The sequence below is a fragment of the Nocardia sp. NPDC058114 genome, from assembly GCF_042884695.1.
Taxonomy (GTDB): domain Bacteria; phylum Actinomycetota; class Actinomycetes; order Mycobacteriales; family Mycobacteriaceae; genus Nocardia.
Map to the genome: position 1 here is coordinate 125,924 of NZ_JBHVTK010000002.1, position 20,783 is coordinate 146,706.

At 67.5% G+C, this 20,783-nt stretch carries 18 protein-coding genes; 2 read left to right on the top strand and 16 right to left on the bottom strand.

Annotation, left to right across the window (positions count from 1 at the left end; all coding sequences use genetic code 11):
- Window positions 1–56 precede the first annotated feature (56 nt).
- Window positions 57–1,574, top strand: coding sequence for an aldehyde dehydrogenase family protein (locus ACFVVI_RS09145; protein WP_067444948.1), 1,518 nt, complete (start codon window positions 57–59; stop codon window positions 1,572–1,574).
- A complete protein-coding gene (locus ACFVVI_RS09150; RefSeq protein WP_387444714.1) occupies window positions 1,574–2,779 on the top strand; it encodes a CaiB/BaiF CoA transferase family protein in 1,206 nt (401 codons plus the stop codon). Before ACFVVI_RS09145 ends, ACFVVI_RS09150 begins: the two co-directional genes overlap by 1 nt.
- A 187-nt stretch (window positions 2,780–2,966) precedes the next feature.
- Here the strand turns inward: ACFVVI_RS09150 and ACFVVI_RS09155 are convergent, their stop codons facing one another.
- The 16 genes from ACFVVI_RS09155 to ACFVVI_RS09230 all read right to left on the bottom strand — a co-directional run bounded on the left by ACFVVI_RS09155 (window position 2,967) and on the right by ACFVVI_RS09230 (window position 20,766).
- On the bottom strand, window positions 2,967–4,214 hold the full coding sequence (locus ACFVVI_RS09155; protein ID WP_387444716.1) for an acyl-CoA dehydrogenase family protein: 1,248 nt from the start codon (window positions 4,212–4,214) through the stop codon (window positions 2,967–2,969).
- Window positions 4,211–5,344: an acyl-CoA dehydrogenase family protein gene (locus tag ACFVVI_RS09160; protein ID WP_387444718.1), complete on the bottom strand. Its 1,134-nt coding sequence runs from the start codon at window positions 5,342–5,344 to the stop codon at window positions 4,211–4,213. Before ACFVVI_RS09160 ends, ACFVVI_RS09155 begins: the two co-directional genes overlap by 4 nt.
- Window positions 5,344–5,646: a hypothetical protein gene (locus tag ACFVVI_RS09165; RefSeq protein WP_378990195.1), complete on the bottom strand. Its 303-nt coding sequence runs from the start codon at window positions 5,644–5,646 to the stop codon at window positions 5,344–5,346. Before ACFVVI_RS09165 ends, ACFVVI_RS09160 begins: the two co-directional genes overlap by 1 nt.
- A 27-nt stretch (window positions 5,647–5,673) precedes the next feature.
- A complete protein-coding gene (locus tag ACFVVI_RS09170; RefSeq protein WP_378990194.1) occupies window positions 5,674–6,930 on the bottom strand; it encodes an amidohydrolase family protein in 1,257 nt (418 codons plus the stop codon).
- A 30-nt stretch (window positions 6,931–6,960) separates the two neighbouring features.
- The gene (locus ACFVVI_RS09175; protein WP_387444720.1) at window positions 6,961–8,388 is read right to left on the bottom strand and encodes a FadD3 family acyl-CoA ligase; all 1,428 of its coding nucleotides are present in this window, start codon (window positions 8,386–8,388) and stop codon (window positions 6,961–6,963) included.
- A complete protein-coding gene (locus tag ACFVVI_RS09180; protein WP_067444964.1) occupies window positions 8,385–9,578 on the bottom strand; it encodes an amidohydrolase family protein in 1,194 nt (397 codons plus the stop codon). Before ACFVVI_RS09180 ends, ACFVVI_RS09175 begins: the two co-directional genes overlap by 4 nt.
- Window positions 9,579–9,643: 65 nt before the next feature.
- Window positions 9,644–11,101 carry an aldehyde dehydrogenase family protein gene (locus ACFVVI_RS09185; protein ID WP_378990192.1) on the bottom strand — a complete coding sequence of 486 codons (1,458 nt, stop codon included), beginning with the start codon at window positions 11,099–11,101 and terminating at the stop codon, window positions 9,644–9,646.
- Window positions 11,102–11,237: 136 nt separating this feature from the next.
- Window positions 11,238–12,239, bottom strand: a complete 1,002-nt coding sequence (locus ACFVVI_RS09190) for a LacI family DNA-binding transcriptional regulator (protein ID WP_378990191.1) — start codon at window positions 12,237–12,239, stop codon at window positions 11,238–11,240.
- A gap of 18 nt (window positions 12,240–12,257) precedes the next feature.
- Window positions 12,258–13,529 carry an MlaD family protein gene (locus tag ACFVVI_RS09195; protein ID WP_387444723.1) on the bottom strand — a complete coding sequence of 424 codons (1,272 nt, stop codon included), beginning with the start codon at window positions 13,527–13,529 and terminating at the stop codon, window positions 12,258–12,260.
- Complete coding sequence (locus ACFVVI_RS09200; protein ID WP_387444725.1) at window positions 13,526–14,626, bottom strand: MlaD family protein; 1,101 nt, start codon at window positions 14,624–14,626, stop codon at window positions 13,526–13,528. The genes ACFVVI_RS09195 and ACFVVI_RS09200 overlap by 4 nt, the downstream gene beginning before the upstream one ends.
- Window positions 14,623–15,726: an MCE family protein gene (locus ACFVVI_RS09205; protein WP_387444727.1), complete on the bottom strand. Its 1,104-nt coding sequence runs from the start codon at window positions 15,724–15,726 to the stop codon at window positions 14,623–14,625. The genes ACFVVI_RS09200 and ACFVVI_RS09205 overlap by 4 nt, the downstream gene beginning before the upstream one ends.
- Entirely contained in the window at window positions 15,723–16,784 is a 1,062-nt protein-coding gene (locus tag ACFVVI_RS09210) for an MCE family protein (protein WP_084472258.1), read from the bottom strand. Before ACFVVI_RS09210 ends, ACFVVI_RS09205 begins: the two co-directional genes overlap by 4 nt.
- Before the next feature lie 5 nt (window positions 16,785–16,789).
- Window positions 16,790–17,821, bottom strand: a complete 1,032-nt coding sequence (locus ACFVVI_RS09215; RefSeq protein ID WP_387444729.1) for an MlaD family protein — start codon at window positions 17,819–17,821, stop codon at window positions 16,790–16,792.
- A 2-nt stretch (window positions 17,822–17,823) separates the two neighbouring features.
- The gene (locus ACFVVI_RS09220) at window positions 17,824–19,068 is read right to left on the bottom strand and encodes an MCE family protein (RefSeq protein ID WP_387444732.1); all 1,245 of its coding nucleotides are present in this window, start codon (window positions 19,066–19,068) and stop codon (window positions 17,824–17,826) included.
- A 4-nt stretch (window positions 19,069–19,072) separates the two neighbouring features.
- Window positions 19,073–19,927 (bottom strand): ABC transporter permease, encoded by an 855-nt coding sequence (locus ACFVVI_RS09225; protein WP_378990183.1) that lies wholly within the window; start codon window positions 19,925–19,927, stop codon window positions 19,073–19,075.
- Window positions 19,927–20,766 carry an MlaE family ABC transporter permease gene (locus ACFVVI_RS09230; RefSeq protein ID WP_379314699.1) on the bottom strand — a complete coding sequence of 280 codons (840 nt, stop codon included), beginning with the start codon at window positions 20,764–20,766 and terminating at the stop codon, window positions 19,927–19,929. The genes ACFVVI_RS09225 and ACFVVI_RS09230 overlap by 1 nt, the downstream gene beginning before the upstream one ends.
- Window positions 20,767–20,783: the final 17 nt, after the last annotated feature.

Below are 20,783 nucleotides of genomic sequence, written 5' to 3' on the forward strand. Positions count from 1 at the left end.
ATATATTGTTCTCTAGAAGAGAGAATCACATTTCCAACGCTCAGCGAGGAGACGGGATGTCATCCCAGGACACGGACTCGATCGGCGCGTCCGCGCCGACCACGGCAGTCACGAAGCGGTTGCTGATAGACGGACAGCTGGTCGAGGCGGAACAGACCTTCGCCTCGCTCAATCCCGCGACCGGCGAGGTGTACGGCTACGCGCCCGAAGCCACGCTCGAACAGACCGAGGCGGCCATCGCCGCCGCCCGTCGAGCCTTCGACACGACCAGCTGGTCGACCGACGCGGCGTTGCGGGCTCGCTGCCTGGACCAGCTCCATCGGGCACTGCTCGACAACGTGGAGGACCTGCGCGAGCTCACCATCGCCGAGGTCGGCGCCACCCGGCGGCTCACCCACGGCAACCAGCTCGACTTCCCGATCGAGATCGCTCGCTTCTACGCCGACCTGCTGCCCGAGTACTCGTTGACCGAGGAACTGAGCGAGCTCGAGATCCGCGGGGAGCGCCACCGGCGCTGGATCGAGAAGGAAGCCGCCGGTGTCGTTTCGGCGATCGTGGCCTACAACTACCCGCATCAGCTTGCCCTGGCCAAGCTCATGCCCGCCCTGGCGGCGGGCTGCACGGTGGTGCTCAAAGCCGCCCCCGATACCCCGCTGGCCACGCTCGCCCTCGGTGAGCTGATCGCCGAGCACACCGATATCCCGCCCGGCGTGGTGAATGTGTTGTCCGCCGCCGACGTCGAGATCGGCAAGCTGATGACCACGCACCCCGACGTGGACCTGATCACCTTCACCGGCTCCACTCCGGTCGGGCGCCAGATCATGGCGGCGGCGAGCGAATCGCTCAAGCGGGTCTTCCTCGAGCTGGGCGGCAAATCCGCCATGGTCCTGCTCGACGACGCCGACTTCGCCACCACGGCGGTGTTCGCCGCGTTCACCATCTGCACCCATGCGGGACAGGGCTGCGCGCTCACCTCCCGGCTGCTCGTGCCACGCGCGCGCCACGACGAGATCGTCGAGCTGGTCGCCACCAATCTGGGCTGGGTGAGCAGCGGGGATCCCAGTGACCCGAAAACCTATATGGGACCGCTGATCAGCGCCAAGCAGCGCGACAAGGTGCACGGCCTGGTCGAGCGCGCGGTCGCCGCCGGAGCCACGTTGGTCACCGGCGGTACGAAGGTCGATCCGGGCTTCTTCTACGCGCCTACCCTGCTCGCCGGCGTCGATCCCGACAGCGAGATCGCGCAGGAGGAGGTCTTCGGCCCGGTGCTCGTCGTGATCCCCTACGACGATGACGACGACGCGGTGCGCATCGCCAACAATTCGATCTACGGCCTGTCCGGTGCGGTGTTCAGCGCCGATACCGAGCGCGCGCTCGGGATCGCCCGGCGTATCCGCAGCGGAACGTTCAGCATCAACGGCGGTAACTACTTCCAGCCGGACGCTCCCTTCGGTGGATTCAAGCAGTCGGGGATCGGCAGGGAAAGCGGTGTCGCCGGGCTGGAGGAATTCCTCGAGAGCAAGACCTACGCCGCGGTCGTCGGGTTGAGCGACGCGTCGGGCGGTGCCCAGTAGTGGGGCCGCTGGAGGGAATTCGCGTCCTCGAGGTCGCGATGTACGGTTTCGTGCCGTCGGCGGGCGCGGTCCTGGCCGACTGGGGCGCCGATGTTGTCAAGGTCGAACACGCGGTCACTGGCGATCCGCAACGCGGCCTCAGACAAATCGGCCGGATGCGGGTCGAAGGTGACCCCAATCCCAATGTCGAACATGCCAATCGGGGCAAGCGCAGCATCGGCGTGGACATGTCGGTGCCCGAGGGGCGCGCGGTGATCCACGACCTCGCCCGCGAGGCCGACGTGTTCCTCACCAGCTTCCTGCCGCAGGCGCGCACCAAATTCGGGATCGACGTGGACGACATCCGCGCGGTGAACCCGAAGATCGTCTACGCGCGCGGCAGTGCGCTCGGCCCGCGCGGCGCGGAATCGGACAAGGGCGGGTTCGACATGACCGCCTTCTGGTGCCGCGGCTCGGTCGCCGCCACCATCACCCCGCCGGGCACCGAGGGCATGGTCTCGCCCCCGGGGCCCGCCTTCGGCGACACCATCTCGGGGACGAACCTCGCGGGTGGGATCGCGGCGGCGCTGCTCAAACGGGAACGCACCGGCGAACCGTCGGTGGTCGATGTCTCGCTGCTCGGGAGCGGGCTGTGGGCGATGGGCCACACCATCGCGCTCTCGGCCCATCTCGGTGAGCCGATGGTGGCGCCGGTACCGGGCGCCCATGGCGCGCCGACCAATCCGCTCTCGGGTCTGTACGCCACGGCCGATGGCCGCTACCTGTCGCTGGTGATGTTGCAGCCGGTGAAGTTCTGGGCCGACGTGTGTCGCCACATCGACCGTCCCGAACTCGCGACCGACCCCCGTTTCGGGACCTCGGCCGACATCGCGGCCAATACCCAGGAGGCCGTGGCGATCCTGCGCGAGGCGTTCGCGAGCCGGACCCTCGCCGAATGGACCGAGCGCCTGGGAACGCTGTCGGGGCCCTGGGCACCGGTCCAGGACAGCCTGCAGGTCGGCTCGGACCCGCAGATCAGGGCCAACGAGTACCTGATTCGCGCTGGTGAGCTCGAATTGGTCGCCAATCCGGTGCAATTCGACGTCACCGCGCCCGAACTGGCGCCCGGCCCCGAGTTCGCCGCCCAGACCGAGGAGATCCTCCTGGGCCTCGGTCTGGACTGGGAGCGGGTCATCGCCCTCAAAACCGCGGGCGCGATCACCTGAGATCTGCCCACGATCATGAAAAGCTCCGGCGGGCACCCACAGTGGGTGCCCGCCGGAGCTTTTCTGTTCGGCCCGGCAGTGTCGCGGACGCCATCCGCTCCGAGCCATCGCGACAGCGAGCGGCCCGCCTCGGGTAGGTGCCACCGAGGCGGGCCGCTCGTCTTCCGTTGTGTGCGCGCCGATTCGATCAGCGGCCGCGTTCGACCTGATCGAACGGCAATCCTCGATCGGCGGCGGCTTCCCGGGGCATCCCGAGGACCCGCTCGCTGATCTGGTTGAGGGCCATCTCGGTGCTGCCGCCCGCCAGGCTCCACGCCTGGCGCATCAGGTAATCCTGTCCGGCTTGGCCGGTCGCGGCATCGTCGGCGTCGCAACCCGTCGCGGCGGCGGCCCCGGCGATCCGCACCGCCATATCCGCTTGCAGCCACGAATTCCGGGCGCTGAACAACCGGACCATCGATCCGGCCGCGGGTACGAACTCACCCGCCGCGATACCGCGGGTGATGTGGCCGATCAGCTGATCGTGCACCATGTTCAGCGCCCGCGCCTCACCGAGATCCTCCCTGACCCGCGGGTCATCCAATTGCCCGGTCCGCCTGGCCGATTCGATGAGACCGGAGATATCACGCCCACTGTGGGTCTGGATTCCGCTGGAGTAGGGCGACGCGCCCCCGACGGCGCTGCGCTCATGGAACAACTGCCGATTCGTGGTCTCCCAGCCGCCGTCGACCTCGCCGAGCACCGCCTCCGCGGGCAGCACGACATCGTCGAAGAACTCCTGGCAGAACTCCCGAGACCCGTCGACCTGGGTGATGCGCTGGATAGTGACACCGGGCGCGCGCACCGGAACCAGGAACATGGTGAGCCCGGCGTGTTTGGGCACCGACCAATCGGTGCGGGCCAGGCACAGCCCGTAGTCGGCGGCGTACGCGCCCGAGCTCCAGATCTTGGCGCCGTTGAGCACCCAGGAATCGCCCCGGCGCTCGGCGCGGGTGGTGAGCCCGGCCAGGTCCGAGCCGCCGCGCGGTTCGGACAGGAACTGCACGAGCAGTTCCTCACCGCGCAGCACCGCCGAGAGGTGGGTGCGCTTCTGTTCCTCGGTGCCCTTGTCCAGAATCGTCGGCGCGCAGACGGTCAGGGTCGGGATATTGAGCGCCAGCGGCATCTCGTAGGCGCGCGACTCCTCGCTGAACACCCGCTGGTGCTCGGGTGTCAGGCCCAGCCCGCCGTACTCCTTCGGAAAGCAGATGCCGGCGAAGCCGCCGTCGTAGAGGATGCGCTGCAGCTGTTTGGCGCGCTGCCAGGATTCCTCGGACTTGCTGGTTTCCCCGTGCTGATTGGGCGGTGCGGGCTCGAGGTTGTCCGACAGCCAACGTCGGGCGCGGAGGCGGAATTCGTCGACGGGCTCCAGCTCGGTGGTGCTCGGTTCGGTCATGCGACCTTCCTGTCCAGGAGATCGGTGAGGCGACGGCGATGCTCCTCCGGCGTCCCGTACAGCGCGCGCCCGAGGGTGACCCGCCGCAGATACAGATGCATATCGTGTTCCCATGTCACCCCGATGCCGCCGTGGATCTGCACGCAGTCCTGGAGCAGGCCGGGGGCGACGGCCCCGATATAGGACTTCGCGACGCTGACCGCCTCGGCGGTTCTGGTCGGGTCGCCGTGGAACGCGTTGGCCGCGGCCCAGGCGGTGGCACGGCAGGCCTCGAGCGAGGTCTTGTGTTCGGCCGCACGATGTTTGAGCGCCTGATAGGACGCCAGCTGCCGGCCGAAGGTGTAGCGGTCGAACATCCACCGCACGGTGAGTTCGAAAGCGTGCTCGGCCGCGCCGGTCGACTCCGCGGCGGTGAGCGCCGCGGCGACCTGCACCTGGGTCTCCAGCGCGGCGGCGGTCTCGCCGGGATAGCGCTGAACGACGGCGTCCTCGCCGACCACGACATCGACCAAGGAGACTTTCGCGGTGCGGCGAACGAGGTCGAGTGTCCAGGTCGGGGTGACGGTGACGCCCGGTGCGTCGGCGGCGATCAGCACCTGGACCGGCCCCTGGGGACCGCGCGCGGAAACGAGCAGCACGTCCGCTTGATCGCCGCACTCCACCCGATCCTTGACGCCGGAGATCCGGAAACCGGTGCCCTCTGGCACCGCGACGGTATCCACCGCCGCGGGCCCCAACCCGTATCCGGGCTCGTAATGGGCCCAGGCGGCGATGGTTTCGCCACTGAGCACCGCGGCGAGCAGGTCCGCGAAGCGGTTCTGCTCCCTGACCAGTGAGGTCAGCACGGCACTGGTGGTGATGAGCGGGCCGGGCGCGCAGGCGCGCCCGAACTCTGTCGCGACGAGGGCGAGGTCGGCCATCGGCACCGCCGAGACCGATCCGCCGCCGAGCCGCTCCGGGACCAGCGGTGCGGTCCAGCCGAGTTCGGCGCCCTGGCGCCACCATGCGCGGTCGAACCCGACGCCGGACGCGGCGAGGCCGCGCACGACGTCGAGCGGAACGGACTTGGCGAGGAATTCGCGCGTGGTCGAGCGGAACAGCCGCTGGTCGTCGGAGAGCTCGAAGTCCATCAGAGTGATTCCCAGACAGTCACTTTCATGGCTGCCGGGTCGATGGCCGGGCTGAGCGTGAAACGCCCGTCGGCGGAGCGAACCTTGATCTCCTTCAGTACCGCACCGGCATCGCCGTCGATGAGGTAGTCGGCCTGATAGGTGAATTCCGGGGCCTGTCCGCCGACCGGTTGGGCGCGGAATCGGGTGCACGACTCGACGCCGGGGATCGACAGCATGTCGGGAATGTGCACCTCGGTGTACCAGGTGTTGTATTCCTCGTCCATGCCCGCGCGGGGACTGGAGAAAACGATCAAATGCATGGCAATGCCCTTCGGTTGTTCGAGTGATCAGCTGATGTGCTGGGCGGCGTAGCGCTCGGCCCATTCCGCGCGCGGCCGGATGGTCAGGTCGACATCGCGTGCCTTGTCCCGCAGTGCCGCGACTGTCGCGTCCTCGCGGGAAATGTGGGTGAAGGGATCCCAGTTGAGGAATCGGCAGGCATTCTGCCAGGTGATCTGATGGATGTCGCTGTCGTCGGCGCCGGCGCTGTTGAGTTCCTCGAGCACGAATTCGGGCGCATCGGGGAACAGCGAGTCCGAGTGCGGGTAGTCGCATTCCCACGCGATGATGTCGATCCCGATCTCGTGTCGCATCTTGAGCGAGTTGCGGTCGGTGACATAGCAGGCCATCACGTGCTCGCGGAACACGTCGCTCGGCATCCGGCCGCCGAAGTCGCGGCGCAGCCACTTCTGATTGGTGTAATGGCGGTCGGAGCGGTCGAGGTAGAACGGAATCCACCCGATCCCACCCTCGGACAGGGCGACCTTGAGGCCGGGATAGGTGCGCAGCGCCGGTCCCCACAGCAGGTCCTGGATGGCGATCTGCGACACCGTCGGCGCGAGGCACATGAGATTGTCGATCGGCGCGTTCGGCGCCAGGCGAAGCGCCCCGAAACCCTGCCCGATGTGCAGGTTCATCACGAGTCCGGTATCGGCGAGCGCCGCCCACACCGGACCCCAGTACTCGCCGTCGTGGTAGGAGGGCAGCCCGTCGATGTGCGGCAGTTCCGGCATCGTCACGCCACGGAACCCCTTGGCCGCGACCCGGTTGATCTCGGCGACGGCCAACGCGGGATCCCACAGCGGCAGAATCGCGTTCGGGATGAACCGGCCGGGGTAGGCGGCGCACCACTCGTCGATGTGCCAGTTGTTGTAGGCCGAGATCACCGCGATGGTGATCTCGTCCTTGAACTGGCTCAGATGCCCGGCGCTGAATCCGGCGAAGGTCGGAAAGCACATCGAGGACAGGATGCCGTTGGCATTCATGTCCGCCACCCGGCTGTGGATGTCGTAGACCCCCGGCCGCATCTCGGCGTAGCGGGCCGGATTCTTGTCCCACTCTTCCTTCGGCCACCCCACTACCGCGTTCAAACCGGTGACGCCCACCGGTTTACCCCGATAGACCCACTGATCGACGCCCTGGTCGTTGGTGATCAGTTTCGGGATGTACTCGGCGTGCTTGCTGGGCGTGTGCCGGGCGAACATATCGGCCGGCTCGACCACATGGTCGTCGATGCTGACCAGGATCATGTCAGAGAAGTTCATGGAGGATTCCTCGAAGTCAGGCGAATTCGGTTAACGCAGTTGGTCTTTCATGACCTTGCCGGTGGCGTTGAGCGGTAGCTCGTCGAGGAACCGCACGGATCGGGGCGCCTTGTAGCCGGCCATTCGATCGCGGGCCCACGACACCAGTTCCGCCTCCGATACCGGGCCCTTCGCGACCACGAAGGCGCGGCCGACCTGCCCGAGCCGTTCATCGGGCACACCGACGACAGCGACCTGGGCCACGGCGGGGTGCTCGAGCAGAAACGCCTCGACCTCGGCCGGATAGGCATTGAAGCCGCCGACGATGTACATGTCCTTCTTGCGCCCGTTGATCCGCAGGCGACCGTCCAGGTCGAGGCTGCCGAGATCGCCGGTGTGCAGCCATCCGTCGGCATCGATGACCGCCGTCGTCGCGTCCGGATCGTCGAAGTAGCCCTGCATGACGGAGTAACCGCGCACCAGCACCTCGTCGTCCTCGGCGATGCGCACTTCCACACCGTCACAAGGGGTTCCGACGGTGGTCGCGACTTGCTCGAAGGTATCGCCGGGCCGCGACGCTGTCGCGGTTCCGGCTTCGGTGAGCCCGTAGCCGGTCATGATCGACTGGAACGGCAGCTCGGTCTTGACCCGCCGGATCAGTTCGACCGGGATGTCGGCGGCCCCGGTGACCGCGGCCCGCAGCGACGACAGATCCCGGGTCGCGGGCGCGTCGAGCAGGGCGTGATACAGGGTGGGTGGGCCGGGCAGCATCGTCACCCGTTCACGTTCGACGAGCTCGAGCACCTGTTCGACGTCGAACACCGGCACCGGCAGCATCGTGGCGCCGCGGATGAGCGAGCTGATCAACCCCGCCTTGTAGCCGAAGGTGTGGAAGAACGGGTTGACCATCAGGTAGCGGTCGCCCTCGCGCAGATCGGCCAGATCGCACCATTCCGCGTACAGCCGCAGGGTCTGGCGGTGATTCATCATCACGCCCTTGGGTCGACCGGTGGTGCCCGAGGTGTAGATGATGTCGGCGATGTCGGTGCCGTTGACCGCCCGTTCGAAAGGCTCGCCGTCGGCGAGAAAATCCGATTTCAGGTCGATCACCGGCACGCCCTGCGGGCCGGTGTAGTCCGTCCCGAGGAAGCCCTGCTGCACCAACAGCAGCTTGGCGCCGCTGCGCCGCACGACGTCGGCGGCTTCCTCGGCTTTGAATCGGGTGTTGATCGGGACCAGCACGCCGCCCGCGGTGACCAGCCCGAACGCGGCGATGATCCACTCGGCCGAGTTGGGCGCCCAGATCGCCGCCCGATCGCCGCGCTCGATGCCCGCCGCCGCGAAAGCGCCCGCGGCCTTGCGCACTCGGTGGGCGAGATCGATGAAGCTCAACCGCTGTGGTCCGTCGACGATCGCTTCGGCAGTGCCGAAGCGATCGGCGGCGCTCAGGACCATCTGCGGGATGGTCTGCCAGGTCATACCTTCAGCAGCCTCGCGAGATTGCCGCCCATGATCTTGGCCTGATGTTCCAGGCTCAGATCCTTGATCTCGTGGATGTAGCGTGCCGGTTCGGCCAGGCCCTCCGGGTGCGGGTAGTCCGAACCGAACAGGACGTTGTCCACCCCGAGCAGGTCGGCGATCCCGCCGAGGTCCTCCTCCCAGAACGGGCTGACGAAGATGCTGCGCTTGACCGCCTCGACCGGATCCTGATGGCCGAAGCCCTCCGGCGCCTTCTTGGCGACGTCGGCGAGGTTCTCCAGCAGCGGCGCCAGCCACGACGCGCCGTTCTCGATGACCGCGACCTTGAGTTCGGGGAAGCGGAACAGCGCGCCGTGGCACACCCACGAGGCCACCGCGTCCTGGATCGGACGCCATTCGGTGGTCATCCGGAAGGTGTTGGTCTGGAACGGCAGCATCTCCAGGCTGGAGCCCTCCCACTCGGCGTTGTGCCGCGAGTAGCCGCTGTCGGAGGAGTGCATGGTGACGAGGATGTCGTGCTCGACCACCCGCTTCCAGAACGGGTCGAACTCCGGCAGCGCGAACGAGCGAAGCCCGCGCAGACCGGGGACCGGGGCCGGGCGCACCAGAATCGCCTTGGCGCCGTGCTCGACGCACCAGTCGAGCTCCTCGATCGCCTTCTCGACGATCGGCAAGCTCACCACCGGCACGGTGAAGATGCGGTCCTTGTAGACGAAATTGCCGTCTTCGCCCCAGGTTTCGAGCAGCCACCGGTTCAGCGAATGGATCACCGCGTGGATGAGATCGGGATGGTGGCGCATCCGCTCCTCGACGAGGCTGGCCAGCGTGGGGAACATCAGCGAGCGGTTGAGCTGCAGCTCGTTCATGAGCTCCAGGCGCGCGCCCGGCTCGCGGAACGCCGGGATCGACTTCATCGACTTGCCGAAGATCTCCCGGCGGCTCTTACCCTCGGGGTTGCCGTTCTTGAAGTAGTCCTCCATGGCGCCGGGACGGGCGACGACCTCGAAGGTGGGGTTGGGAATGTATTCGCTGATCTGGCCGAGGACCGCGATCTTGGTGCGCCCGTTGATCTCGACGTACTTGATGGTCCCCTCGTACTCGGCAGGGAGGAACTTGGTCAGCGCCTCCTTGGTTTCGTAGAGGTGATTGTCCGCGTCGAACAACTGATACGGCAGATCCAGCTGCGTCATGAGAGCCTCCTTGTTGGTTAGTGAGAATCATATTCTCACAAGATGCGCATGGCAATATTCAGTCGCTACATTTGCGTCCAGACGGCCTTGGTCTGCAGGTAGGCCTCCAGGCCCGCCTTGCCGGACTCGTAGCCCCAGCCCGACTGCTTGTATCCGCCGAAGGGCATGGAGTGGTCGAAGACCATCTGGCAGTTCAGCGAGATGGTTCCGGCCTGCAGTTGTTTGGCCAGCCGGTGGCCACGGCCGATGTCCTTGGTCCAGACGGTGGCGGCCAGACCGTAGGAGCTGTCGTTGGCCATCGCGACGACCTCCTCTTCGGTGTCGAAGGGCAGGACCGTGACGATCGGGCCGAAGATCTCCTCGCGGTAGAGGCGGCTGGTGGCGGGGTCGACATTGGTGGCCACGGTGGGGTGCACGAAGTACCCGGTTCGATCGAGACGCTGACCGCCTGCCACGAACTCGATGCCCTCGGATTTGCCCTGATCGACATAACCCAACACCCGGGTGAGCTGCTTGGCGCTGATCAGCGGGCCGGCCATGGTGCCCTCTTCCCTGGGCCCACCCATCTTCATGTTGTCGGCCAGGTTCGCGATGCCCGCCACGACCTTGTCGTAGGAGCCGCGTTGCACGAAGACGCGCGAACCGCACACACACGCCTGACCCGAATGCACGAAGGCGCCGAAGCCGGCCATCATGATCGCCATATCGAGATCGGCGTCGTCGAAGATCAGCACCGGCGATTTGCCGCCGAGTTCGAGGGTGATCTTGTTGAGGTTGCTCGCCGCCGAGGCCGCCACGATCGCCCTGCCGACCTCGGTGGAGCCGGTGAAGGCGACCTTGTCCACGTCCGGGTGTGCGGTGATCGCCGCGCCGGTGGTGTGTCCGTAGCCGTTGACCAGATTGACCACGCCCTCCGGTACGCCGGCCTGGGCCAGGAGCCGGTCGAGTACCAGCGCCGAAAGCGGAGTCTCCTCGGCGGGTTTCACCACGCTGCTGCACCCGGCCGCGAGGGAGGGGGCGACCTTGGCGCAGTAGTTGAAGACCGGCCCGTTCCACGGGAAGATCAGCCCCACGACATCGTAGGGCTCCTTGAGGGTGTAGCCGTGCTGCCGCGATTCCACGCCGGTGAGCCCGCCGGCGTTGATGTCGTGCGCGATGCCGTCGATCTTCGTGCACCAACCGGCGTAGTAGCGGAACCATTCCGAGCCGATGCCGACGGTGAGCGCGGCCTGGTTCTGTGGGATTCCGGCGTTGGCCGATTCGAGGTCGGCCAGCAGCTCGGTGTTCTCGTCGATCAGATCCGCGACGCGCCAGAGGATCTTGGCTTTCTCGCTGCCCGCCAGGTTCTTCCAGATGCCGGATTTCGACGCCGCTTTCGCCCGTGCGACGGCCTCGTCGACAGCTTCGGAGCCGCCGTCGGTGAATTCGGTGAGCTGTTCCTCGGTGACGGGATCGACGACGGGGATCGCGTCTCCGGTGCCCGGTCGGTTGCGGATCTCGTCCAGCACAGTCTGCACGGTCATGGCGTAACTCCTCGCATGTCAGCGGTGACTCGAGCGCAACGGATTCGGTACGCGGAATGCACCGTCGTCGCAAGGTTAGGCGCATAACCATCGAGGTGTCCAGACCCCAAATCGGCTCCGGTGAGGAACGGGGAAGCTAGGTGGAAGCCCGCACGATGAGGCGGGCGACATCGGTCGGCCGCGGCGCGGGGGGTGCCGGATATCCCAGTTCGGTGAGGACAGCGGCGATCGCGGCATCGGCCACCGCGGCGGGGATGTACTCCACCGTCGTCAGCGGCGGATCACACAGCGCCCCCATGGGATTGGCCTCGATGCCGATCACGGCGAGGTCGTGCGGGCAGCGCAGACCCGCCTCCCGCAGACCGTGCAACACCAGACCCGCGATCTCGTCGCTCTGCGCGCAGACCGCGGTCACCCCGTCGCGCACCCACCTGGTGACCAGCTCGGCCGCACCGCTCGCGGTCACCTCGTCCACGGTGATCGGCGGCAGATCGTGCGCACGCGCGGCCTCGACGATTCCCTGGAGCCAATAGTCGCCGAGGGCACGCCATTTGGCGATATCGGTGCGTCCGAACGCGATCTTGCGATGTCCACGCGAGACCAGGTGCCCGACGCGCATCGCCCCGACGGTGAGCAGGGGATCGCCGAGCGCGGGCAGCAGCCCGATCTCGATCAGGGGAACCTTCGCGGCGCGCACCTTGCCGCGCGCGTCGCTGCTCAACGGGAACAGGCTCACCACCGCGATCGGATCGAGATTGTCGATCGCGTCGATGATGCGTTCGTAGTCCTCGGTCTCGAAGATCTGCACTTGGAGCAAACCGTACTGCGCGAGCGCGGCGGCCATCAGGCTGCCCGCCTGAATCGGCATGTCGCCCACCGCGACTCGCGGCAGGATCGAGAGCACCACTCCGCTCTCGCCGCGCGCGAGATTTCGGGCGGCGACATTGGGGCGATAGCCGAGTTGTCCTGCGGCGCGGTAGACAGCCTCCCTGGTGCGTGCGGAGATGCGTTTGCCCGCGGAATTGTTCAGGACGTAGCTGACGGTCGCCGTGGATACGTTCGCCAGCCGGGCGACATCGGCGTGGGTGGGCCGCGCACTTCTGCCGACACTCGTCGCGTCGGGATCGGGAGCGGCCATGCACTCATGATGGCACCGTCACCGCGGACCCGGTGTGTAGGGGCCGCCGTACGGCGTGGGAATGGTCAGCGGTCCCACCGGGGCCTGCTCGGCGGTCTGCAAGGGATCGACGGGCGGTGGCGCGGGAACGGGGTCGTCGGCCGGTCGCGGCGCGTTGCGGGCGCCGCGCGGCATGAGGGTGGGATCGGGGTCGGTGCAGTCCGCGTGGAGGTAGGGCGGCGCGTAGTCGGGGACCGAGCCGCCCCGCCGCGGCACGTTGTAGTCGCAGGCGTAGCGGGGGTAGATGCTGGCCAGTGCCCAGACACCGCCGTCGTGGAACGCCGAGGCCACCGCGTCGAGGGCGGATCCGGCGCGCTGGCGGGGAAAGAAGAACTCCTCGAGGGCGGGAATCCGGGAGTAGGCGACCTGCGAGACGGTGACGAGATTGCCCAGCAACTGCACCATCGTCGGTGAGTTCTGCGCGAGGATGGTGTCGAGTTCGGTCAGCAGCGGCGGCGTCTGCGCCAGCAGTTGTTCGTAGCCGCCGGTCATCGACGCCATGCCGCCCGTCACCGCGGCGAGGTTCGCCGAGGTGTCCCGCAGGACGGTGCGCCCGTCGTGCAGGGTCGCCAGCACGACTCGGCTGTTGCGCAACAGGTTCACGGTGTTGGGCAGCACCGTGTCGAGCGTGGAGATGAGGAACGTGCCACCGTCGATGATGTCGGCCAGTTTGTCGGGCCCGGCCGGACCGACACTCAGTTCCCGCGAGATGGTCGCGAGCCGGTCGGGATCGATCTGGGCGAGGGTGCCGCTGAGGCTTTGCAGCATGTCCGCCATCGGCACGGGGGTGGCGGTGCGATCGGCGGTGATCAGCGCTCCGTCGGTCAGATACGGGCCGTCGTTGCTCGCGGGCAGGAAGTCGAGATACTGCTCGCCCGCCGCGGACAGGTCCGCCGCCCGCACCTGCCCCGACACCGAGATTCGCACATTCTCATCGATGGCGGCGACCGCGATCACCTTCTGGTCGACCACCCGCACCGAGTCCACGCGCCCGACCCGCACGCCACGCAGGGTCACTTCCTGTCCCGGCAGCAGCCCGCCCGACTGGGTGAGTTCGACGCGTACCCGATACGGGTGATCGAGCGGATCGACGCCGAAGGTGGACAGGATCAGGTGCGAACTGGCGCCGGTGAGGATGGCGAGCAGTCCGAGCAGCGAGACCACCGCCCGATGCCGGTGTGCGGCCCGGACGACCCCGACGAGCGCGCGCGCCGGTGTTTCCATCCGGCTCGGCCGGGGTGTCGTGGTCATCGTGGTGCTCCTGCCAGCCGGACGCCCAGCCGATCGATCATGTGCTGGAGCGAGCCGACGAAGGCGGTCCAGTCGGTGATGTCAGGAGCCCGTCCGCCGACGCCGCCCGGATTCGCCGGGTCGGGAATCGCGAGCTGGGCCACATCGACCGCGACGTGCCCGTTGGGACCACTGATCATCTTGAGCACGATCTTGATCATCTCGTTCACCGAGTCGAGGTCGGCCTCCGGATTGAGGGCCGCGGCGTTGAGTCCGGCGGCCAACTGGTTGATGTTGGCGGCCATGCTTGTGTTGTTGGTGCCCGCGACACTGGGGAACCGCGCGAGCTGGATGGCGATCGTATGGACGCGATCGACCAGGGTGACCAGGGAATCGGTGTTCTCGGCGAGGACCTCGACGGCGGGTCCGGCCGCGGCCACGGTGTCGGCGAGGGTGGACTGCTGGGCTGCCACCGTCGCGCTGAGATCGGCCGCGCCGTGCAGGACACCGTTGATCTGGTCGGTGCGATCGGAGAGGCCGCGCAACAGTGTTCGGGTCTCGTCGAGCAGTGCGGCGAGCCGGTCACCGCGGCCACCGACGTGGTCTCTGAGCGCGGCGACGACGGTGGTGAGGTACTGGATGGTGCCGCCGTTGACCAGAAGCGATGCGCGAGTGAGCATTTCCTCGATCGTCGAGGCCGCCGACGTCGACTCGAGCGTGATCGCGGCACCGTCGTCGAGTACCGCGCCGCCGGGCTCGACGACCGGCGGCGGCTTCATCGCCACGAAGACGTCGCCCATCGGGGTGGCCGACCGCAGCTGCGCCGAGGTGCCGACGGGCAACCGGACCGACGAGGTGATGCGCAGGGTCACCAGGGCGGTGTAGTCGCGGGCCGACATGGACTCGACCTGACCGATATCGGCGCCGTTGAGCGTCACTTTCGCCTTCATGGGCAGATTGAGCGCGTTGGAGAAGCTCGCGGTGAGGGTGTAGGTGTCGCCGCCGAGCCCTGGTGCGGGCAGCGGCAACTGGTCGAGCCCCACGGCACATCCACTGGTGGACAGGGCGAGCGCGACGGCGACCGCGAGTCGGGGTGCGATCCGGGTGCGAGGTGTCATCGGCCGCTCTTTCCCGCAATGCCCGCCAGGATGGCGGTGATACCGAAATCCGGTCCCATATCGCGCATGGTTCCGGTCGCGCAGCCCTGGTTCTGCAGTTGGAGCAGATTGCAGATCTCCTTGACCATCTGGCCGTCGAGCAGCAGCCGGTTGATGTCCACCACGGCGCGCAGCGCGCGGACATTCGGGTCGACGGAGTTGTAGGCGTTGTCGACGACCATCGGGAACACATCGAGGAACTGGGCGAGGTTGTAGTCGTAGGCGGCCAGGGAACCGGTCACCGTGTTCGCGTTGGTGGCGAGACCGGAGATGGTGCCCTGGTGGCGTCGCAGCAGTTCGGTGACCTGGCCGATGATCCGGTTCAGCGCGGCGCCGGTCTCGCCGGAACCCAGCTGTTGTTCGGCCAGGAAATCGGTGAGTTGTGCGACGGCGCCGCCGAATTCGCGCAGCGTCCCGTCATTGCGCGCGGCGGCCGCGGTGAGCTCGTCGAGGTTGGTGACGACGGTGGTGATCGCGTCGCGGGTGGCGGCACCGTTGTCCTGGCCCTGTCGCAACGCCCGGGAGAGCTCGCCCAGGGCCGCCCGCATCTCGTCGCCGTTGCCCGTGGTCGCGGCGGACCCCAGATCGATCAGGTCGGCGACCGGTCCCGCGCCCTTGCCGTCACCGCCCAGCGAGGTCGACAACTTCTGTGCCATCGACAGCAGGGCATCGAACTCGACCGGCGACTTCGTGCGGGCGGTACCGAGCACCGCTCCCGAGGGCAGGGTGGGCCCGCCACGATAGACCGGGGTGAGTTCCACGTGACGGTCGGTGAGCAGCGAATCCGAGATCGTGACTGCCTGCACGTCCGCGGGTAGCTGAATCGCGCTGTCGATTCGCATCTCGACGACGACCTCGGTGCCGCGGGCCTCGATCCGGACGATCCGCCCGACCTTCATGCCGAGCACCGAGACCGGGTTGCCCTCGTAGAGGCCGTTGGCATTGGCGAATTCGGCGGTGATGGTGGTGGTATCCGCCTGCGAACCGACCGAGCAGCTGGTCAGGCAGGCGACGCTCACCGTGATCGTGGCGAGTTTCAGGGTGGAGATCAGGGCTTTCATCGACAGTCCTGGTGATAGGGGGCGCGGCCGTTCTCGACGGCGACGGCACTCAACGCGCACATCCACGAGTCGACGAAGGCGCCGTCGGGGGCGCTGGCATTGAGTTCGGCACCGGTACCGGTGGCGTTGGCGAACATGCGCCAGGGGACCGGAAGGATCTGCAGGATATTGCGCAGCAGGTCGTCGTGGCCTGCCATCATCGCGGTCATGTCACGCAGGTCGGTCAGCAATTGTTCGACCTCGGCGTGGTCATCGACCACGATCGGCTCCAGCCGCGCGACCAGCGTGGTGATCGCGTCCAGTAGTCGGCGTAGCGCGTCCTGGCGGGCGATGATCTGGCGCAGCACCGTGCCGCCCTGACCGACCACCGAGGCGAGTTCGGCTTGCTGGGAACGGATCACGGTGCTGACCTGGTCGGTACTGGTGAGCAGCGTGCCGATTTGGTCGCGTCGGGTCGCGATGGTGGTCGACAGGGACCGGATATCGCGCAGGATGCCCGGCACCAGCGACGGCATGCCGTCGAGTCCGCGCGACAGCGAGGTCATCGACTCGGCGATCTTGTCGGCGTCGAGTTGGTCGAAGGTCGTGGTCGCGTCCTGTAGCGCGGTCTCGAGGTCGTAGGGAACGGTGGTCTGGGACAACGGAATTCGATTGTCACGTAGTTCGCCGCCGCCGGACGAGCGCAGCTCGACATAGCGTGAACCGAGCAGTGTGGTGAGTTTGATCGCGGCCGCGGCGTCGGCGCCGAGGACGACCTCGTCGTCGACCGACAAGCTCACCTCGACGTGGTCGCCGGCGAGCCGGGTGCCGGTCACCGTGCCGACGGGAATGCCCGCCCAGGTCACCGGGTCACCGGCGGCGATTCCCGCGGCTTGCGCGAAATCGGCCCGCACCGTGCGGGTGCCGAGGTTCAGCGAATTGACCACGACCAGCACGAGCAGCGCCAGCACCACCGAGAGCACGGCGATGAGGCCGGTTCGCAGCGACTTGTCGGTGGCGATCGCGCCGGAACCTCGGCGCGTCGAGACGCGAGTGAGGGCGCGCAGTGGTGTCTTCATGGGTCCTACCTACAGATCGCGGAGTGCTGGGGCCGACCGGTCGGGGAGGCGCCGCCCAGGATCTGCGCGATCACCGGATCGATGCCGGGGATGATGCTGAAACTGATATCGCACACATAGGCGTTGACGAAAGCGCCCGCGTCGGTGGCCCGGATCATGGCCTGGAACAGCAACGGAATATTGAAGCCGAGGAAGGCGAAACGTTGGTTGCCGTCGACGAAGTGCCGCGCGAAGCCGGGTTCGCGGTTCATGAACTCCGTCAGCGACGGACTCGCGCCGTCGACCACCGCGGCGGCGTCGGCGACGACGGTGGAGATCCGCGCGGTCTGGTCCAGCAGCGTGTCACGGCGGGATTCGAGTGCGTCGAAGATCTTGCGGGTCTGGGTGAACGTCGTCTGTAGTCCGGCGCTCTGCCCGGCCAGCGTGGTCATCACCGCCGACAGGTTGTCGATCAGGGTGCCCAGGATCTGGTCCGGCCCGGCGAAGGACTGGACCAGGGTCGCGGTCTCGGTGATCAGGGCGGCGACCGCGCCGTCGTCGCCCTGCAGGGCGCGGATCAGCGCGGAGGTCAGATTGTCGACGTCCCCGGGGTCGAGGGTGCTGAACAGCGGCTGGAATCCATTGAGCAGCCCCGACAGATCGAAGCTCGGTTCGGTGCGCTCGAGGGGGATCCGCGCACCGGGCGCCAGCGCCGTCGGGTCGCCGGATTCGGCTCTGCTCAACCCGAGATAGCGCTGCCCGATCAGATTCTGATAGGTGACCGAGGCGATGGTGTTGGCGTAGACGGGCTGATCTCGTTGAATCCGGAAGCCGACCTCGGCGTCGGGACCGTGGATGCGGATGGAGTCCACCCGGCCGACCTGTACTCCGGCGACCCGGACGTCGTCGCCGACGCGCAGTCCCGAGACATCGCTGAACACCGCGGAATAGGCGTGGGTGTCACCGGTGACATCACGTTGCAGGGTCACGCGGACCATCCAGATCAGCAGGGCGGCGACGAGCAGGAAAGCGGTCAGTCCGGCGAGGTCGCGTGTCATTTTCACCGTGGTTCTCCGGTGGGTGGTTGGGCGGGCACCGTCAGGCCGAGCAAGTCGGCCAGGCTCGCGGCTTCCCTTGGTAGACCGAGGCTTTCGGCCACAATGTCGCGCTGGGTGAGCGTGTTCACCGGCTGGTCGGCGGCGCCGATGACCGCCGGCCCCGCGGCGGGTCCGTTCGCGCAGCTCGCACCGGCCAGTTCGCCGTACCGTGGGCAGTCGGTCCGGGTGTATTGCTTGTGCGGGGTGAGCTCGACGATCACCTTGGCGGTGCCGCTCTGGGTCGCGGGTTGCCAGAAGTCGCGCGCGAACACCTGCGCGATCCGGGTCTGTGAGGTCGTCATCTGCACGAAGTTGCCGCTGCCCGCGGCGAGTAGCTGCAGCACCGGGCCCAGTCTGGAGTTGAGGTCGATGAGAGTATCTGTCCGATTGTTCAGCGCGGTGCCGACTGTCTCGGTGGTCGCGATACCGCCGGTCAGCAACTCGGACAAGCGGATTCGCTGCTCAGCGACACTGCGCAGCGGCGTGACCGCGCTGTGGAGCGCGGCGAGCAGATCGGGAGCCGATTCCTGGAGTCCGAGTACCGCGTCCGAGAGCCCGGTGAGCAGCGCGGTGTCGTCGGTGCCCGAGAGTTCGGCGTCGTAGGCCCGCACGATGCGCGCGAGCTGGGTGCCCGCTGCCAGCGCGTCCGCGCCGCGGCCGCGGGTCGCGCGTTCGACGGTTTCCAGGATCCCGACGGTGGGATCGCCGTCCGGGCGTCCCACCGCGTCGACGATGCGGCTCAACGCGGTGAGCGAGGTCTGCAGCTGCACGCTGGCTCGGCTGTGGTCCTCGGGTATCGACGCGCCGGCGCGCAGGGCGGGGCCCGGACCGTTGTCGATGAGCTGGATCGAGGGCACCGCGAACACGTTGCTCGGGACGACCCGTGCTGTCACCGTCGCCGGGATGGTGGCCGCGTGCTCGGGCGTCAGCTCGATGCGCACCCGGTTGGGGTGGGCGCGGTCCGCGGCGACCACCTCCTGCACGCTGCCGACCAGGATGCCGCGATATTTGACGTCGGATCGTTTCGGCAACCCGTCGCCCACGTCGACCAGCATCGCGGTGACCTCGATCGTCTGCGCGAACGCGCCCTCGGATCGGGCGACCATCGCCGCGACGGTGGCGGCGACCACGGTCAGCGCGGCGATCCCGCGCACGAACAGCTTGGTGTTACTCAGGTGCCGGTCATCGGACTCGAACACTATCGACATCGCGTTACCCACTGATCCTGGAGCCGGCGTCGAAACCCCACAGCGCCAACGTCATCAACAGATTCACCGAGATCATCACCGTGATGCTGGCGCGCATCGCCCGCCCGGCCGCGACGCCGACCCCCTGTGGTCCGCCACGCGCGTAGTAGCCGAAGTAGCACTGGATCGTGGTGGTGATGGTGACGAACACGATCGCCTTCAACAGCGAGAACACGACGTCGGTGCCGCTGAGCACCAGGTCGAAGTAGTGGGCGTAGGTGCCGAAGGATTGTCCGCCGACCAGCCCGACGAACAATTCGACGGCCAGGTAGTCCGCGGCCAGCGCGGCCAGGAACAGGGGGATCACCGCCACGATCGAGGCGATCAGCCGCGTCGAGACCAGGAAGGGCACCGGCCGGATCGCGATCGCGTCGAGGGCATCGATCTCCTCGGCGATCCGCATCGCGCCCAGCTGCGCGGTGAACCGGCACCCCGCCTGCGCGGCGAAGGCGATCGAGGCCATGATCGGGGCGAGTTCGCGCGTGGCCGCGGTCGCGGCGATCATGCCGGTCGCGGGCTCCATGCCGAGCAGTTTCAAGGCGTTGAAGCCCTCGATGCCGACGATGCCGCCGGCGGCGGCGCCCAGGATGATCATCACCCCCGCCGTTCCGCCACCGACGATGAGCGAGCCGTTGCCCCAGGTCACATCGGACAGGATGCGCAGCGATTCGCGGCTGTAGTGGCGCAGCGCCACCGGTATCGAGATCACCGCGCGCACGAAGAACGTGAACATGTGCCCGAACCGGATGATGCCGCGCCACGGCCCCGCCACCACGGCGAGCACGGCCCGCGCGCCGGGCGGGCGATACACGCTGGCCATCAGAGTGTCGTCCTCGGGAACAACATCGTGTAGATCTGGGTGAATCCGAGGTTGACGACCATCAGCACCACGATGGACGCCACCACGGCGGCATTGACCGAATTCGCCACGCCGCCTGGCCCACCCCGGGTGTTGAGGCCCTTCTCGCACGCGATGACGACGACGATCACCCCGAACACCGCGGCCTTGACCATCGCCAGGTACAGATCACCCGAGGTCGCGAAGGAGGAGAAGGTCGCCATGTAGCTGCCCGGAGTCCCGTCCTGGACATAGACATTGAACAGGTAGCCGGCGAGAAACCCGACGAAACAGCTCACCGCGGTGAGCGCCATCGCGATCAGGATCCCGGCGGCCAGCCGCGGCACCACGAGCCTGCGCAGCACCGAGACCCCCATCACCTCCATGGCGTCGATCTCCTCGCGGATCTTGCGTGACCCGAGATCGGCGCACAGCGCCGAACCCACCGCCGCCGCCAGCAGGATCGCGGTGACCAGCGGCGCCGACTGGCGGATCACGGCCAGGCCACTCGCGGCGCCCGCCAGTGCGGTCGCCCCGACCTGTCCTGCCAGCAAACCGAATTGGATGGACAGGGTCGCGCTGATCGGCACGGCCACCGCCACCGTCGGCAGCAGCGAGGTCTTCACCATGAACATCGCCTGCCCGACGAATTCGTCGAAGGGAAAGCGCCGCCCCGCGATGTCGGTGACCAGGTACCGAAAGGCGTCCCGGCCGAGTTCGACCTGCCGTCCGACGGTCTGTAGCGAGGCGACAGGGTGTCGCCGGCTGTATTGCTTCGACCAATCTTTGATCTCGGTGACCGCTGATGCGCTGGGTTCCACTGCGAGCTCTCTTTCCG

Excerpts from the sequence above, each read along its gene's own strand:
- ACFVVI_RS09145 (WP_067444948.1), top strand. The coding sequence starts at position 57 with ATGTCATCCCAGGACACGGACTCGATCGGCGCGTCCGCGCCGACCACG.
- ACFVVI_RS09155 (WP_387444716.1), bottom strand. The coding sequence starts at position 4,214 with ATGACCGAACCGAGCACCACCGAGCTGGAGCCCGTCGACGAATTCCGC.
- ACFVVI_RS09160 (WP_387444718.1), bottom strand. The coding sequence starts at position 5,344 with ATGGACTTCGAGCTCTCCGACGACCAGCGGCTGTTCCGCTCGACCACG.
- ACFVVI_RS09165 (WP_378990195.1), bottom strand. The coding sequence starts at position 5,646 with ATGCATTTGATCGTTTTCTCCAGTCCCCGCGCGGGCATGGACGAGGAA.
- ACFVVI_RS09170 (WP_378990194.1), bottom strand. The coding sequence starts at position 6,930 with ATGAACTTCTCTGACATGATCCTGGTCAGCATCGACGACCATGTGGTC.
- ACFVVI_RS09175 (WP_387444720.1), bottom strand. The coding sequence starts at position 8,388 with ATGACCTGGCAGACCATCCCGCAGATGGTCCTGAGCGCCGCCGATCGC.
- ACFVVI_RS09180 (WP_067444964.1), bottom strand. The coding sequence starts at position 9,578 with ATGACGCAGCTGGATCTGCCGTATCAGTTGTTCGACGCGGACAATCAC.
- ACFVVI_RS09185 (WP_378990192.1), bottom strand. The coding sequence starts at position 11,101 with ATGACCGTGCAGACTGTGCTGGACGAGATCCGCAACCGACCGGGCACC.
- ACFVVI_RS09190 (WP_378990191.1), bottom strand. The coding sequence starts at position 12,239 with ATGGCCGCTCCCGATCCCGACGCGACGAGTGTCGGCAGAAGTGCGCGG.
- ACFVVI_RS09195 (WP_387444723.1), bottom strand. The coding sequence starts at position 13,529 with ATGACCACGACACCCCGGCCGAGCCGGATGGAAACACCGGCGCGCGCG.
- ACFVVI_RS09200 (WP_387444725.1), bottom strand. The coding sequence starts at position 14,626 with ATGACACCTCGCACCCGGATCGCACCCCGACTCGCGGTCGCCGTCGCG.
- ACFVVI_RS09205 (WP_387444727.1), bottom strand. The coding sequence starts at position 15,726 with ATGAAAGCCCTGATCTCCACCCTGAAACTCGCCACGATCACGGTGAGC.
- ACFVVI_RS09210 (WP_084472258.1), bottom strand. The coding sequence starts at position 16,784 with ATGAAGACACCACTGCGCGCCCTCACTCGCGTCTCGACGCGCCGAGGT.
- ACFVVI_RS09215 (WP_387444729.1), bottom strand. The coding sequence starts at position 17,821 with ATGACACGCGACCTCGCCGGACTGACCGCTTTCCTGCTCGTCGCCGCC.
- ACFVVI_RS09220 (WP_387444732.1), bottom strand. The coding sequence starts at position 19,068 with ATGTCGATAGTGTTCGAGTCCGATGACCGGCACCTGAGTAACACCAAG.
- ACFVVI_RS09225 (WP_378990183.1), bottom strand. The coding sequence starts at position 19,927 with ATGGCCAGCGTGTATCGCCCGCCCGGCGCGCGGGCCGTGCTCGCCGTG.